Here is an 18290-nt window from a genome sequence, read left to right as displayed (position 1 = left end):
TGAATGAATCATCAGGCACTGAGCTGTTTTTATTTTAATATGTGGACTGTTTATTTTCCACCAGAAGCCAAACCTGAGACATCAATAGACGTCAGGTCCCTGGACGGCACTCCATCTACTACTTCAAAATGAATATCCATTTCGAAATATTCATTATCTGTATAGACAGCATCCAGATGATATAACCCATCTGAAAGCCTAGCGGAATATTGACCTTCAGAGTCACTAAATATACTCCAACCGTACGAGAAGTTATCAGTGACCTCTACGCTTATTCCAAGCTGTGCATATGGAATAGCAACCCCATCCTCAAGGATCTCTCCTGACAGATTCACTTCTGGTACTTTCATATCCAAAGTATCAGAGGCTTCACCATTCACAAACAGCTCTCCATTCACCATGGAGAATGGAGTTAATATTGGGATGAATACAGGCTGGTCGTCGTAATTGACGTCCTGCACAATATAGTCTCCATCCGGGAGACGCATCTCAAAAGCCCCTGTACTTTTTGATGAATTAAAGTATGTCCTCATACCATTCTCTGTTTCCATTAGAATAGTATATTGCGCATAAATGCCTTTTCCATCCTCATTTCTGATGGTCCCTTTTAGATTAATAGGATTAGCTTGAACTGTTAGGCTATCTTGTTCCATTCCATTGATAATAAGCTTTCCATCAATGATGTCAAATGGGATGTCTAAAGGGTTATTACTCCCTTCTTCTCCAATCCTTACACCTGAAATAACGTACTCACCGTCAGTTAATCTAGAAAGGAACTGACCATTTTCGTCTGTATATTGATAGGTTGAATACCTTCCGACCTTTTCTATTTGTACTTCAGAGTAAGGCGCATTCATACCTGTTTCATCCACTACAGTACCTACAAAAGATACCTCTGGGATAATGATCTCTAATGTGTCGACCTGGATGCCATCTGTATAGATCAACCCTGACTCAACCGTAAATTGAAGATCTAAATAGATTTCACCAAATTCTCTTAAATGGAGAGAATCGACTGTATACTCTCCGTCGGGCAGCTCCACTCCAAATTCCCCGTCTGAGTTAGTGGTTACACGATCCCAATAATCATTCCCATTAATATAAAAATCAACATCACCAATCTGACCGCTACTATCTTTAACAATCCCTTGCACGTTACCTCTTACTTCACCAATGTCAATAGTAGATAAATCAATCGATGGCACACCATTAACAATTTCAAACGCTAAATCAACAGAACTGTATACTTCTTGTGAGTAAACAGACTCAATTACGTAAGATCCATCCATCAATCTATCGGAAAAATAACCGTTTTCATCTGCTTCTATATTCCAATAGTAACCGCCATCCGGCCGTTCAGCACTGACTTCAAGATTAGCATAAGGAATAACCTTCCCATCTTTAACTACTTGGCCTGCCAGGTTCTCCGCAGGAATTGCAATATCTAATGTGTCAGCTAATTCTCCCTCGACAGTAAGAACTCCATTTTCTAAAGTGAAAGCCAGCGTATATGGAGTATGGCTTCCTGTTCCTTTATAATCGATACCTTCAATGAGATAATCCCCATCAGGTACACGAAGGGAAAACTCACCGCTGCTGTTAGTAGATCCATTATAGTAATAAAAATCTTCGTTTGTATTCATAATGTAGCTAAATGTTGTGTTTGCTAAAGCGTCTCCGTTTTCATCTGTAATTGAGCCAGTGACCGTTACCGGATGCATGGATACGTCTAGTACATCCTCCGCTGCTCCATTTACATAAAGTGCCCCTTCACTTATCTCAAATTGAATATCTACAGGAGAAGTCATCCATCTATCCCCATTGTCAAAAGAAATTGACTTAACAGTATAAAGCCCATCTTTCAATCTGGAAGTGAAATGACCGCTTTCATCTGTACTGTAATAATAGTTATATCCATCTTGTGAAGCAATTCGAATATCCGCATAAGGGAGAGCCTCACCTGCTTCATCCACTACCTGACCAAACACATTGATATCAGTCACGGTAATATCCAAGATATCCACCTGACTTCCATCAACATAAATCAATCCACCGTCTACTGTGAATGGCACGAACACATCAATTCCATTGATATCTCCCGACCAAATGTGGTGGATGACATACTCCCCGTCTTCCAAGTCGACACCGAACTCACCTGCTGAATTCGTAGAAACATTCTTAGAATACGTTCTTTCTCCCATGTCATACTCAATATCGAATTGAGCATGACTGATCGGTCCTGTACTGTCATGTACCAAGCCCTGAACATTTCCTTGAACCAATCCGATGTCGATGATATACGGACTAGGATTGGTCGTTCCATTTTCTACCGTGATTGAATGATTTAAATATTTCGTTCCAGTCATATAGGAAGATACTTCACCTACTGTATAATCGCCATCAGGTACACGAAGAGAGAAGTTCCCCTCTTGATCGGAATATGCCCAATACGATTCTTCATCGCTATAGATGTAAATACTAGCATCAGGAACCGCTTCGCCATTATCCACAATCTGCCCTACAATCGACTTAGGTGGAAGGATAATCTCAAGTGACTCTTGAGCAACACCGCCTACCATCAATTGATTATCAGCAACACTAAAAGCGATATCTAAACTGATGTCTTCTGAATCTTTATACAGCCATGTAACCTTATAATTCCCATCTGGAAGCGTGAAACCGAATTCTCCATTCGAATTACTTGTTGAGTAATACCACTCCCACGTATCAACATTATGAATCTCAACGTCAGCACCCGCAAAAGGAACATCTTGATCCCAAACGGTACCAAGAACATTACCGTATACATCATCAATGTCGATCTCGCTTATATCAATGTTTGGTGTACCGTTGACGACTTCAAAGTTTAATCCAATGTACTCATATGACCCTTCATACCAAGTCTCCACTATTTCATACTTACCATCAGGAAGCTTTAATTTCAGCATTCCATTTTCATCTGTCCGTACATAAGAACTGAACACACTATTATGAGAAATCAAGTGTAAATACACTTCAACGTTAGCAAGAACCTGTTCACCATTCTTCAACACACTGTTAACGTTTTCCCCAACCAATGTAAGGTTTAATTCGGATGTTTCTTCACCATCAACCGTCAATTTCCCATCCACTACTGTGAACTCCCGGTTGATGAAGCGTTTTTCTTCATTGATATACGTAGATAATACAACATAGTCACCATCAGGAAGCTTAAGTTCAAATTTCCCATTTTCGTCTGTATTTGCATCTACCCATCTATCATCGTTATCATCCACTTTGATTAAATCCATATATTGATTGTCTAAAAGCGTACCGTTCTCATCTTTCAACGTACCGCTGACATTCACTTCAGGTAATACAACTTGAAGTGCCTCAGTCATGACGTCATTGACATAGACTTCTCCGTCAATTACCTCGAATCGATAATCGATGAATACTGAATTACCAAATTCCAGATAAACCATACTGATTTTATACGTACCATCATTTAACCTTGCTGTAAACTCACCTTGATCATTAATATCTACATAAAAATATTGGGTGTCATGGTCGGATATGTTTAGTATTTCAAGTTGTGCGTTTCCAATTGGTCCGTTCCCGTCACTCACAGTACCTTTAACTGTTTCGAGTGGAATGGTAATTGTCAATGTGTCTGTTTTTTCTCCTGCAACTAATACTTGACCATCCACTACAGAGAAAGCAATATCCGGATATACAGAATTCATTGTAGAAGACCATACTTCCTGAACAGTGTAATCTCCATCTGGTAAGTTCTTATCAAAGTTACCTGACTCATCCGTTTCAAAGTAATACCAATTCCAATTAGAGTCCCTTACAGAGACAGAGGCTTGGATTGGCCCGTTCCCATCCTGGACAATACCTGCTACATTCCCAGGAGGCAGACTGCTAAGGTCGATAATGTATGGACTTGGATTAGTTGTGCCACCAATTACTTCGACTTCTTCATAAATTTCATACCAGTTTCCTGACTCATTCATCTCATATAAGTCAGCGATAGTATAAACACCATCAGCAACACGCAGTGAGAACATTCCATTTTCATCCGTGTTTGCAATATAGTTGAATTGAACTCCGTTGCTCTCTTTATTAATGTTGACTTCCCCATAAAGAGGTACCCCATTATCCATTAATTGAACTTGCAGACTTTCTGAAGGCAATTCAACTGTTAATGAGTTTGTTTCCATTCCATCAACCAATAACTTACCATTCTGCACATTAAAAAACATGTCAGCAGCAGCAATGAATTGCCACTCCATACTATAGACGGAAGTGATGACGTATTCACCGTCAGGAAGGCCTGTGCTGAAATATCCATTTTCGTCCGTCTGTACATCATAATAACTATATTCTTCTTGAAGATCTTTAATTGATAATGTTAAATACGAAACATTTCCTGAATCTCTTACTGTACCTTTTACATTTTGTTCATCCATTGCGCCAAGATCAATTTTCAACGCACTTTGACCAACCAATGCCCCATTTGAGACCGTGAAATTCACAGCATATGGATACCACTTTTGTTCAGCGCTTACCCATACTCCCTCAATTTTATAGTCACCGTCCGGCAGCTCAAATTCAAAGTCGCCTGCTCCATCAGTTTGGGAGCTGTACCATTTCCCTTCAGTCAGAGAATAAGCACTGAGTGGAACATTCCCGAGTAACGCACCACCCTTTAAGATGGTACCTGTCACATTTCCACTTAAAGTTTCAAGGTTGATTTCCAATAAGTTATTTCCGACTAATACATCGTTTTCTACCACAAACGTTTTTCCTACTGTATACCATTTTGACTCAGAATTAACCCAAATACCTTCTATTTTGTATTCACCATCAGGTATATTAAAGCTAAATTCACCTTGCTCATTCGTTTTCCCATCAAACCATACTTCTTCACCTGAAATGGTATGCGCGCTTACCCATACATTTCCAACCGGTGTCTCTCCTTTATTTACAACACCAAAGACATTATCAGGCTCTTCTGACAGATCAAAATCCAGTGTTTCCGTACCTTCAAATGAACCGTTATATATTAAGAAATCAGTTTGCAACGGATACCATTTTTCTTCGTTTTCAACCCATATCCCGTCTACACGGTAAGCGCCGTCCGGAAGTGTCAATTCATAATATCCATTTGAATCGGTTTTTGCATCATACCACATCTCATCCCCATCTACAGAATGGGCACCAATCCATACACCTGTTACTGGTTGACCGTCTTTTGTTACATGTCCTTTTACATTCGGCTCTTTAACAGGCAGTTCCGTTAAATCAATGGTTAGCTTTTCTGGCTCAACAACCTCATGATCAATAACAGAGAATGTGACTTCCAGCGGGAACCATTTACCTTCCCCTGCAACCCATACACCGTTTAATTGATAATCGCCATTTGGCAAATTGAACTTGAATTCCCCGTTTTCATTTGTTTTAGAATCAAACCACACTTCTTCACCATTGGTTGAATGGATGCTAACCGATACATTACTTAAAGGGTTATTATCCTTGATCAATTTACCTTTAACGTTAAAAGAAGCTAATTCTATGTTTAACTCTGACCCAGCAGTCAATTGGCCGTCTTTCACAATAAAAACCGTACCAAGTGAGTACCATTTCCCATCGGCCTCAACCCATACTCCGTCTATTTGATATTCACCATCAGCAAGGCCTTGTAAAACAAACGATCCATTTTCATCAGTGACGGTATCGTACCACATCTGGTTCTCACCGGTTGTATGGAAGCTAAACGGTACATTTGCTACATTTTCACCATTATTCTGCAGCGTACCATTGATACAATCAGTACATTCTTCAGTAATCAATTCAATATTATAAGTCATGTTCCCTTCAACCAAGAACGTATGATCAAGCTGATACCATTTACTCTGAGAATCAACCCAAATACCATTCAGTTTATAATCACCGGTTGGCAATTTTATACTAAAGCTACCATTTTCGTCAGTAGTTGCGTCAAACCACTCGTCAGTAGAGAGATTGTAAATACTGAATGGTACCCCTGGCAAGGTTGAGGTTCCCTGCTTTAATTCACCGGTAACTGTATATAACGGCGTCCCCAGTTGTACATCCACTTTTGCTGATCCGGCAACGGAAAATATGTGATTCAACTCATACCATTTGTTATCTGCCGAAACCCAAATACCGTCAATCTTATATTCGCCATCGGGCAATTCAATTCCAAACGTGCCCTGTTCATCAGTTTTCACATCATACCACTCAGGGTTATCTCCTGTAGTGTGCAAACTGAATGTTTCATTGGCCACAGGTGTTCCATCTTTTAATATGGTACCTGTTACGTTTCCTTCAGGAGGTGGAGGAGGTGTCTCCCCAACTAATGTTATCTCGAGTTGCGTCCCTTCTGATAAAACACCTTCAGTGACTGTAAACACTTGATTTAATTCATACCACTTTGAATCTGATTCTACCCACACACCGTCAACTTGGTATTCTCCATCTGGCAGCTCAAATCCAAATGTACCAGCTGCATCCGTTGATGCGTCGTACCAGACATTACTGCTATCAGTAGTATGGATACTAAATGATGTGCCTGACACAGGTTTACCGTTTTTAGTCATGACCCCCTTTATGTTACTTGGGTCTGCCGGTTCTTCAATGGCCGGAAGATCAATTTCGATTCGAGTCATGCCGCTTAGAGTCCCGCCGGCAACTTCAAATTTTTCATCCAGCGGATACCACTTAGATTGTGATTCAACCCAGATACCATCAATCTGATATTGATCATCAGGAAGGCTTAGACTAAACTCGCCATTCTGACCAGAGGTAGTGTCACCCCAGAAATCTCCTGCTATATTATGTACACTAAACGTAATATCAGGCAGTACTTCCCCGCCTTGAGTAAGTATACCTTGTACGTTATTTCCTTGATTTGCTGCATTTGTTGCAGCACCGGCTTTCAGGGGCTGGATAAACCCACTAATAACCATTAAAAGCACCATCGAAACAGAAAGTACTTTCTTCCAAATTCCTAATTTTTTTCTCAACACCAAACTTCCCCCTTTTCTCATAAAGTAATACTATTTTAGACTCATGACCAATGAATGATAACTTAGATGAAATAAAGCCAAAATAATGATATATCCGCAAATTAGTATATTATTACCAATCCAAAAGTATGAACCCAATTACCAATTATACTATAAATTTAGGTAAAATTTGAATATAATTCATATTAATCCAGTAAAATTTATTTATTCTAACATCTTTCCTTTTTTAATAAATTTAATAGATACAAACCACACAAAAAAGCACGCCTTTTTTCATGGACGTACTTTTGCTTTGTCTAACTTTTCAGTTATTCAAATCAATCAACAAGCTCTCCAAATCTACTAGTACGCCATCCTCCACTTTAAACTGTTGATTTAAAACGTACCAATTTGCTTCTTCTTCAACCCATATCCCATCAATTTGGTATGTATCATCAGGCAACCCTTGAAAAGTAAACTCACCTTTCTCGTTTGTAAATGCATCATACCATTGTGATGTATCAACTGCAGTATGAATACTAACCCAGACATTTTGAACCGGTAAGCTATCTTTCATAATTTGACCAGTGACTACAGGTAATGGCCCCTGGGGGTTTTCCAAGTCAATGATCAACTCTCCAACAGACACACCATCTTTCACAGTAAAAGCGGTCTTTAACTCAACCCATTTCTGTTCAGTTTCTAACCAAATTCCTTCAATTATATATTCCCCATCTGGTAAATCCAGTTTGAAAAAGCCTGCGGAATCAGTCTTGGCATCATACCAAGTTTCTGTTGCAGCAGTCGAATGAAAACTGAATGTTAAATCACTGACCGATTCCGTCCCGTTCTTTACTTGACCTTCCACGCTGCCTGTTGGAGGCATCGGCTCAGTTTCTATATCAATTGTCAGTTCCGTTCCATTCATTAATTTACCGTTTTCAATGGTAAACTGCCTGTCCAACTGATACCACTTTTGCTCAGAATCAAGCCAAATACCGTCAACTTTATAGAGACCATCTGGTAATGCAGGTATCTCAAAAGCCCCTTCCGTATCTGTTTGAACATCATACCAAGCTTCTTCATTGTCATTCATTTTATGGAAACTGAATACGACGTTGGACAAAGCTTCACTGCCTTTCACTAACGACCCCTTTACAGGCCCAGTCGGCATTTTATTCAAATCAATTTGCATCGAAGCTTTGCCTTCCACAACAAAACGTTTATCCAATTGATACCACTTTTGTTCTCCCTCTATCCAAATACCGTCAATCTGATATTCTCCCCTGGTTAAAGCAAGTTCGAACTCTCCTTGTTCATTCGTCAGAGCATCAAACCACAGATCACTGCCATCAATCGTGTGGGCACTTACCCATACCTCTGATACAGGAGTTGTGCCCTTCATTACAGTTCCAGTTATTTTATATTCAGGAGATAAAATATCTATGGTTAATTCTAAAGAATCACCAATGTGGCCGTTTGATACTGTAAATGTTATCTCAAGTGGATACCACTTCGATTCCCCTTCCAGCCAAACTCCGTCAATTTGATAGTTTCCATCTGGAAGGTCTAACGTGAGTACACCGTTTTCATCTGTTTGGGCATCATACCAAACCTCATTGTCACCAATTGAATGGGTACTTACCCACGTATCCTGAATTGGAGCTGCCCCTTTAAAGATGGAAATGCTCAGTGATCCTGGAGGAGGTATGGAAGATAAATCTACTACCAATTCACTCGATCCAACGATGGCTCCACTCTCGACTGTAAACCGCTGTTCCAACGGATACCACGTTTGATCACTTTGTAACCATACACCATCAATTTGATACTCCCCGTCTGGCAGTTCAACTGTAAAAGCACCGCTCTCATCAGATGTTATATCATACCAAACCGGGCTCTCACTTGTAGTATGAATACTGAACCCTGTATTTGGCACAGGTGTAGTTCCATTAACTAAACTTCCCGTTATATTCCCAGAACTATTACTTGAAAGATCTATTACGATATCTTCGGTAACACCATTTACAACGTCGAACTGCCGCTCAAGCTCATACCATTTTTGTTGATCCTCCAACCAAACACCATCGATTTGATACGTTCCATCATCAAGTGAAAAGCTGAAAGCTCCGTTTTCATCCGTTTTCGCATCGTACCATAAATCACTTCCATCAGTGGTATGAGCACTGATCCAGACTCCACTCTTTACCTCTTCATTTTGCGTTATCGTTCCGTTTACATTCTTTTCCGGAGAAGGTGGTTCCGTTAACACATTTAATGTTTCCGCAGTTAGTACATTGTAGGAAATGGCTTGAGTATTTAATGCGGACCCCTCTTCAACCATGGTGTCATTTGCTAATTGTATGACAACATTAATAGGGGCTTCCTCCGGATTGCCAACATCCTGCAGCCTGTCTGAAACTCGAGGGGTATATTCAAGTGCACCTTTTGAGGTAAATGTTCCTTTTGCAATAACCCCCTCTTGCAGATCTACTCCTTGCACCTCACCGCTTAAAAAATCCATGTAGACGGATGCAGTTCGACCAGCTAAATTCCCATAAGCAGCATCATCGGCATCAAATACTGTCTCTTTATTCACTGGGGATTCAGTACTTAGTTCAGTCAATCTGTCACTAAATATCGTCTCACGCACCGTTTCATCAAAAGGTGATTCCGGGTGAACAGGTGATAAAGCAGCTTTATCATAAAAAATATTCACCCCATATCCATATAAACTTTCTACGTTATGTACCTTCACAATTATATCCAACTGATCACCAACAATGATTGGGTCATCCGGACTTTTACCGCTTGTTGAATTCTCCCATAGAACCTCAATCTCCGGTTTTAAAGATGAAGCTGTATTATCGTTGGCAAACGCAGCTGAGGCATACGAAATAAAGATGGTCATTACAACCAATACAATCCCTGCGAGAAACTTCCTCATTCATTTTCCCCCTAAAAAATTTCTTTCTATAAAAAAGAAGCATACGATAAGTATAAATCTTATAAACTTTTTTACTGCTTAACCTATCTCTTCATATGGTGGACCAGGCAAAAACACATAATACTTCCTGAGATAAACCTCATCTATTATAACCTTATTCTACCAAATTATCCAACTCAGTGTTATGATATTACTATCTATCAATCGTAAAATCTATAAAGGAGTTTTTTATGAAAAAGCAGTTGAGTATTATAGTTGGGGTCATTTTCTTTATCAGTTTACTGCCAACCAGCCCGGTCACAGCTGAAGGTTCTGTTGAACAGGCCTGCAATTACACATTGGAAGAGGGGGTAAACCCTCCCTACCAGACGGTCAATTGTTTATTGACTGAAATGGCCCTTGAATACAATATTCCTCCTGAAATTGTTAAGGGGATCGCTACAAAAGAGAATGGAGAATGGAAACAATTTAATGATGATGGGACACCTGTCCGATCTGACGATGGCGGAATCGGCCTTATGCAAGTAACAAATTACCAGCATTACGATATTGAAACTCTTGAAAATGACATCATCTACAATATACGGGCAGGGGTCGAAATTTTAGATTCGATGTTTAATAGAATAGACCTACCCAGCGTGAACTCACATTCTCGGGAGATTATTGAACATTGGTATTTCCCTGTCATGGCATACAATGGAATCAAACCCCGAAACAGCCCAATCGTCCAAGAAACCGGGGAACGCAATGTGCTCGCCTATCAGGAACAAGTTTTCAGCATCATTGAAAACCAAAATAAATTTGACCTAACACAACTTCCTTTTATAAGGGAGGATTTTGATTATGATCCTGATAGTACTGAAAATATAAAGTTTGTCACGATGGAATATTCAACGGAAGAACCAATGCATTACAGCAAGCACCTATTCAAACAGGGGAACCAGGCAATTGTTTCAACTGACGGACTAAGCTTGCGTATGAGTCCGACTACAGAGAGCGAAAGAATAGCAAGCTTGCAAGTAGATGAAAGGGTTACGGTTACGGGCCGGTTTACATACGATCAATCAGCAGTTACCAAACCGAATCAATTTGTTTGGATCCCCATTCAACGAGAAGATGGTTCACAAGGTTATGTTGCTTCTGGTTATCTTAATTTTAAACCGTTACCGCCTTTTATCAGCGATATTTCGGAAAATCAATCCGTCATTGCCGGAACCGGGGAGTCAGGAGACAGGATACTGCTTAAAGTGGATGATCAAACGCTATCCAGTGCATACGTAGAAGAAGACGGCACATTCGAATTGTTGATTGACCCTATGGAAGCAGGTACCGAATTAGTGTTCATCGCTAAAGATACAGCAGGTAATGTCAGTGAGCCAGTTACGAAGGTCATTCTAGAAGCCCCGGAACCTCAGATTATTGATTTGTATACTTTGACCAATGCTTCTAAACATGCGGGCGATGAGATAGAGCAACTCATTAACAGATACGGGAAACAGGAATAAAAAATTGCAAAAAAGCACCTGCGAAGTACTTCGCAGGTGCTTTTTTGCAATAATTTTTTAGTCTGATTCAGCCAAATCAATAATCAGATTCTCTAAATCCTTCAGCCTTCCATTTTCAATGGTAAATTGCAGGTTTAATACATACCAGGCAGATTCAGATTCAATCCATATACCATCGATTTGGTACTCACCATCTGAAAGATTGAGAGTAAACTCACCGCTCTCATTTGTCTGTATATCATACCAAGCCGGATTTTCTTCTCTTGTGTGAATACTGAATATTACATCCGATACATCTTGTTCCCCATTGACCACTTTGCCCGTCAATGCTTCCGCTGGCTGATTGAGTTCCCCCAGAACATCGATGACGATTTCCTCAGAACCGACAAGCAGCCCTTTCTCAACTCTAAAGACTTGATTCAACGGATACCAGGTCTGCTCACTTTCCAACCAGATACCGTCAATTTGATATTCCCCGTTGGGCAAGGTCAGGGTGAAGTTACCATTCTCATCTGCATACGTATCATACCAAACAGGGGAACTGTCTGTAGCATGAAGGCTGAATGGTACGTTTCCAAGTGCGGTCATTGACTTTGTTACCTTTCCTTTAATAGGCCCTTCCGAAGGAATCACTTCATTTAACACATCAACGGTAAGTTCTACAGCACCGCTCAACTGTCCATTTTCGACAGTAAATACTTGATTCAACGGATACCATTTGCTTTCACTTTGAATCCAGATCCCATCGATTTGATATTCTCCGTCCAGTAATAGTGCAATGAACCTTCCATTCTCATCAGTCTGTATATCACGCCAGACCGGATTATCATCTGTTGTATGCAGACTGAAAAGCACATCCGGTATCGCCACTGAACCTTTTGTGACAGTTCCTTCGACTGACCCCTGCTGTTCGCGATCTCCCATTAAGTCAATAAGCAATCCTGACTCACCTTCAAGTTGCCCATTGACCACGGTAAACAGTTGATTCAAAGGATACCACTTCTGTTCTGTTTCTACCCATATTCCGTCGATCTGATACTCACCATCTGGGAGTATAAGTTGGAAATCTCCATTTTCATCCGTCTGAACATCATACCATTGCTGATTTTCTCCTGTAGTGTGCAGACTAAATAATACATTTCCAACCCCAGCGCTGTCGGTCTCGACCCTGCCCGAAACCCCTTCAGCAGGAGGAGGCTCTACCTCATTGATGTCTATTATCAGACTTTCACTCCCCACAAGTTTTCCTGAGGATACAGTAAATACTCGATTCAACACGTACCACTTCTGTTCACTTTCCATCCAGACACCGTCAACCTGATATTCTCCGTCCGGTAAATAAAATTTGAAATTACCGCTTTCATCGGTATGGACATCATACCATTCGGACTCAGCATCAGTTGTATGGATGCTGAATGTCAATCCTTCATTTAATGATTGCCCCTCAACCAGTATTTGCCCCATAATATTTTCATCTGAGTTTACAGGATCATCTTCTAAGTGAATCACAAGCTCCTCTTGGTCTTTCAGAATCCCATTTTCAACGGAGAACTGTTGATTTAAGATGAACCATTTTTGTTCCACTTCGATCCAAATACCGTCGACCTGGTACTCGCCATCCGGTAAATCAAGTGTAAAACGACCGGAGTCATTGGTTGTCGTGTCATACCAAGTCTCATCACCTGTAACAGAATGGACACTGAATGTAATCCCTGATAATGTCTCTTCCCCTCTTATCAAGAACCCCGTGACATCAGTTTTTTCCTCAGGTATTTTTATCTGGACTTGAGCTTCATATTTTGTTATATTCCCTGCAAAATCAGTAGCGCTCACTACAATAGTCTCAGTTTCCTTTTCTTCAACAGAAAATTCATAGGTGAAGTTTCCTTCCTCATCCACCACCACAGGCTGATTATTAACCATTACAGTAGAACCTATTTCAGTATTCCCTTTCACCAAAATATCAGTGGTAGTGAGAATGGCTTGATCAAATGGGGTTTCTACATACAGGGTTGGATCAACTGAATCCACTAAACAATCATAGGATTGTATTGTCTCATCCCCTGCTGCATTAACAGATCGAATGGTAATCTCGTTTGGACCTTCTTCCAATTGGATTTGCTGAGTAAATGTGTTCCCTTGGATAGATGCTACTTCTTCCCCATTCACCATCACCTGAGTCACAGCCTCTTGATCTAAGTTCCCCGTTAATTCAATCATATCGGAATTATTAACCCGCAATGTTTTAATCGAATCGTTTATTTCAATCTCTTGTTCAACAATTTTCCCAGCTTCTGCTTTCCATTCGAGATCTATTATCGGAGGGCTCGCCTCTGGTAAAAACACTTCAATTGGTTCTGAAGGTAAACTATAATTAAGCTCGCCCGGCGATGCTTCTTTATAAGACATCACTACAAGTTTATAATTCTTGTCAGTCTCCCACCCATTAATTACAGCAGTTGTCACACCATTTTCTACTTGAAGACTGCGGGAATGATCTACTTGATTATGTTCATCCAAGGGAGCCACCACATATCCCGCCGCTCCTTCAACCTCTTCCCACTTCAGCTTAATCTGGCCATTATTCACCCCTTCTTCTGTCACCCCGCCTGGAACCTCAGGACTTAAGGGATCAACGTAATCAACGGCCTGATCTGCATACATCCAATCCGTTCCGATATCCTCACGCTCGGCTTTCACAAAAATATAATGTTTTCCGCTAATCAGGGTTTCGGGAAGCTCAATGGCTTCTTCCCCTGTTAATGGAAGGTTTTCTCTTAGAAGCTCGCCGCTGTAACTATCCTTGCTATCACTTATATATATACTGACTTTTGTATCTTCCGCTCCGGTGACATCCCACTTCAGTACCGGGGTTTCACCTTCCAAATCAAGCGCTGCACTGTTCACTTTTGGTTTTTGCTGAACAGATACTAACTGAACAGATAAATCACTTGTACCTTCTGTATCGGTACGGATCTCCCAAGTACCCGTCTCCGGATTCTGTACAGATATAAAAGCACTGCTGCCTTCTTGTAAGTAATTTGCCTGGTCTCCACTCAGAATCAGCGGATATTCAGCCCCATCTGGTGAAAGGATTGTTAATTCAGGTTTCGCACCGCTCCACGTAACTTCCATAAGGGCAGCTTCTTCAGGACTCTCTATCGGAATGGATACCCCTAAACCATTTGATTGCGCACTCATTACCGATGTTGAAGAATAATTTCCTTTTGCCCTCATATTGGTGCCATAGGTCACAACCACATCGTCTTTAATTTCCTGAGTTTGAACCCCTTCTTCTAATTCTGATACTTTAAACTTAATATCATCTTTGTCAAAGTCATATGCGACACCCACGTCAATCCCTATAAGAGTGGCGGAAACCATCACTTTACTTGGATCTACTTCTCCTCGTATTCCATTAAATGTCGTTCCGCCAATAAACCAAATATCATCAGGTACTTTTAACTTTCCTGAAGCAGAGCCATTGAAGGGCTTGACTTTAGGCACTTTTAAAGAATAGTCCGCTACATAAGTATCAAAAATATCCATGGATCCGTTCGCTTTAAACCCTTTCTTGGTGTGCCATTCCGACCTGGTTTTACCGAGCTGAAGACTATACATCTTCAGACTTCCACTTGAAGCTATATGAAGATTGGAAGCTTCAAGCTGTAAGTTGTCTCCCATGATCAAGTGTCCCCCATCGATTGTCGGAGAGAACGTGTCAGACAAATCTGCGTTTACAAAAATGGTGGTTCCATCATCCTTATTTGCACCTTGGATGTTATCAACCCCACCACCTATGCCGCTTAATCCAAATGGAGTGGTTCCAATTGGAATGGGCCGCGGGAACACACTTTGTATGGCTACCCTGTTCAGCAGTCCATTGTAAAAATTAAAATCGCCGCTTAGACTCCCTCCGGCAGGTACAATCATCTTCCCGATCTTCCCTACCTCTCCGCCGCCTCCAAAAGCATGTGCCTTCGTATTGAGGTTTACATAGGGTTTAGTAATTTCCAGGCCACCAAGCCTGAAGTCAGGGAGATTGAATGTCCCTTGAAGGTCCATGCCGTCGGTTCTGACAGAAAGTTCATCTATTTGGACACTCGTTTCAACTCTGCCTCCAAAGGCAGGAGAGAAATCAATAGCCCCGCCGATATTCACCCCTTTAGGAGCTATCGTGACAGAATTAATTTCGATGGGCAGCTTTTCGTAAGCAAGCAGTGAAATGCCTCCCTCTCCAGGAATCAAATTCACCGTTTTAGCATCGATATTAAATTGACCTTTATATAATGGAATCTGCCCGGCATAAAAATGCTTCGATTCATTAACCGGCACATAAAGGAGCCCATTTCCGGAAACTGTATACTGCCCCTTATCTACCCTGAGCTCTCCCCGGTATTTTAAAAAGTCATTTAAACTGATATCGCCTGTTACGGTATATAGCTTGTCATTGGCTGCATCTTGTTCAACCTGCCCTGTAATGGTAAGATTTCCGACCTTCAGTTTACTTAAAGCCCCATTGTTGTATTTAACATGAAGGTCCTCCCTAGGCCTTAATGTCGGAAACACTTCGTATGGTCCATATAAAGTAATTGAATCTTCTTCATCAGTATTTTTTATCATTAAATCATTTTCTTCAATACGATATCGTTTATAGTATCTTTCACCACTATCAATAATGTCTGTACCTTTGTACCACTGATAAAAATGTCTATCCCATGTATTAAAATCAATACCCGGGGTTTCCAACTTTATGGATTCATTCGGTTCAAGTGTTAAATAATCAAGAGCAGGCTCCTCAATCCTGACTGGAGTCCTGAAAGATTCATGAGGGCCATGGATCACTTGATCACGCTGGAAAGTAATCACTTTCCTTACATCTTCAGTGGATAAATTTGTAATTCTGTCGTACAAGGTTGAATTATCATAGCCGCTCGCAGTACCATCCGCCTTGTAGTTCACATACTCATAATAACTTGGAATCATAAAATCCGATTCCCCATAATATTCCCAGCTTTCTCCTGCGGTAACGTTAATTCTCCTCAATGCTGGCTCACTTATCTTTTCTGGAACGATGAAAGTTTCATACGGGCCATAAACCACTTGCTCCCTTTGGAAAGTAATCACTTTTCTTACGTCTTCAGTGGAAAGTGCAGTAATTCTGTCCGAATAACCAAAATCACTATAGCTGCGGGCCGTACCGTCTTCCTTATAGTTCACATAATCAAAGTAACTAGGTATTTTAAAATCGGAACCGCCTGTATACTCCCAGCTTTCTCCCGCTTTGACATTTACTTTTTTTAATGCCGGCTCACTTATCTTTTCCGGTTCCTTAAATGTTTGGTACGGACCATAGATCTCTTGATCGTTAAGAAACGTCATCACTTTCCTTACATCTTCAGTGGATAATGAATTGATTCTATCACGCCAGCCATAATCTGAATAACCGCTTGCCGTTCCATCATCCCGATAATTCGCATATTCAAAATAATCAGGTATGGTAAAATCCGATCCTCCAGCATACTCCATAGTTTCCCCTGATTTCACCTGCACTTTTTTTAATGCTGGCTCACTACTTCGAATTGGCTCCTTAAAGGTCTCATACGGACCATAAACCTCTTGTTCCTTTGGAAATGTGATGACTTTCCTTTCAGCTTGGTCAGGAAGTTCCGTAATCCTGTCCCACCAGGCTGAATCATTATAGCCTTTTGCCTTTCCATCTTCTTGATAGTCCACGTATTCATATTCACTTGGAATCGTGAAATCGGATCCTCCGCTATATTCCCAGTTCTCCCCTGCTTTCACTTTCACTCTTCGTAATGCAGGCTCAGTTATTTCTTTAGGCTTCCTAAAGATTTCATATGGTCCATATACTTCTTGGTCATTTAAGAAAGTGAAGACTTTTCGAGTATAATCATCCGGTAAAGTCGTCATTCTGTCTGACCATCTTGAATCATCGTATCTAAACGCGGTACCATCTTCCCGGTAGTCAACATATTCATAATAATTTGGTACTCGAAAATCAGAGCCCCCTGTATACTCCCACGTCTCCCCTGCCTTTACGCTGATTTTCAGCAATGCAGGTTCAGTCACCTTCGTTGGGTCTTTAAATGTTTCATAAGCCCCATACACCTCTTGATCTTCTTTAAAGGTAATGACTTTTCGGATGGTTTCAGAAGAAAGTGTCTTCATCCTCTCATACCATTCTGAACTTTCATAGTCCTTTGCTTTGCCATCTTCCTGATAGTTGACAAACTCAAAATACTCGGGAATGACAAAATCGGATCCTCCTGTGTATGCCCAGCTCTCTCCAGATTTTACATTGAGTTTCTTCAAAGCAGGCTGCTCGATCCTCTCAAATGCTCCAGAAGAAATGGTAATGGTTAATTCATCCTCATTATCATTTTCAATCACAATGCGCTGTTGTTCATTGATGGTGTGACCAGAGTATCTGCTTCCGTAATCAACTGCCCCAATCTGATCATAAATAGCATAATCATGTTTCCAGCTGACATTGATACTTGCACTACCTGTAACTTGAATACTCTCACCCTGCTGTAAGACAACTGATTCTTCTGCAAAAGCCGTACGAAAGGTTATTGGTTCCAAGAGTAATATTATTACCATCGTAAGTATGTAACACTTTTTTAAACTATTCGCCATTATCATTCTCCCTTATCTGTTTAATGCAGTGCTTTTTACTCATTTAAGTTAATGCTTCTTTTATGTAAAAAATTACCTATATATGAATGTTCCAATTATATTCACATTGGAACAAGTCAAAAAAGTGATAATTAAAATACTTAATTATAGTTAGCTGTT

At 40.6% G+C, this 18290-nt stretch carries 4 protein-coding genes; 1 reads left to right on the top strand and 3 read right to left on the bottom strand.

Going from position 1 to position 18290, the window contains the following annotated elements; genetic code table 11:
• Window positions 1-50: 50 nt before the first annotated feature.
• Window positions 51-7037 carry a hypothetical protein gene (locus tag ACXAFV_RS03615; RefSeq protein ID WP_475124512.1) on the bottom strand — a complete coding sequence of 2329 codons (6987 nt, stop codon included), beginning with the start codon at window positions 7035-7037 and terminating at the stop codon, window positions 51-53.
• Between the two features lie 304 nt (window positions 7038-7341).
• A complete protein-coding gene (locus ACXAFV_RS03610; protein ID WP_475124511.1) occupies window positions 7342-9963 on the bottom strand; it encodes a hypothetical protein in 2622 nt (873 codons plus the stop codon).
• Window positions 9964-10193: 230 nt separating this feature from the next.
• Between ACXAFV_RS03610 and ACXAFV_RS03605 the strand changes: the two genes are divergently transcribed.
• Entirely contained in the window at window positions 10194-11468 is a 1275-nt protein-coding gene (locus tag ACXAFV_RS03605) for an Ig-like domain-containing protein (protein ID WP_475124510.1), read from the top strand.
• Between the two features lie 57 nt (window positions 11469-11525).
• Here ACXAFV_RS03605 and ACXAFV_RS03600 read toward each other — a convergent pair whose 3' ends face one another.
• Entirely contained in the window at window positions 11526-18131 is a 6606-nt protein-coding gene (locus tag ACXAFV_RS03600; protein ID WP_475124509.1) for a hypothetical protein, read from the bottom strand.
• Between the last annotated feature and the right edge of the window lie 159 nt (window positions 18132-18290).

The sequence above is a fragment of the Rossellomorea sp. ABR4_012 genome (assembly GCF_056159545.1).
The sequence above is the reverse complement of the archived record's forward strand: the minus strand, read 5'-3'. Positions and strand labels throughout refer to the sequence as shown.

Coding starts and splice junctions, on each gene's coding strand:
- ACXAFV_RS03610 (WP_475124511.1), bottom strand. CDS start 9,963: ATGAGGAAGTTTCTCGCAGGGATTGTATTGGTTGTAATGACCATCTTT.
- ACXAFV_RS03605 (WP_475124510.1), top strand. CDS start 10,194: ATGAAAAAGCAGTTGAGTATTATAGTTGGGGTCATTTTCTTTATCAGT.
- ACXAFV_RS03600 (WP_475124509.1), bottom strand. CDS start 18,131: ATGGCGAATAGTTTAAAAAAGTGTTACATACTTACGATGGTAATAATA.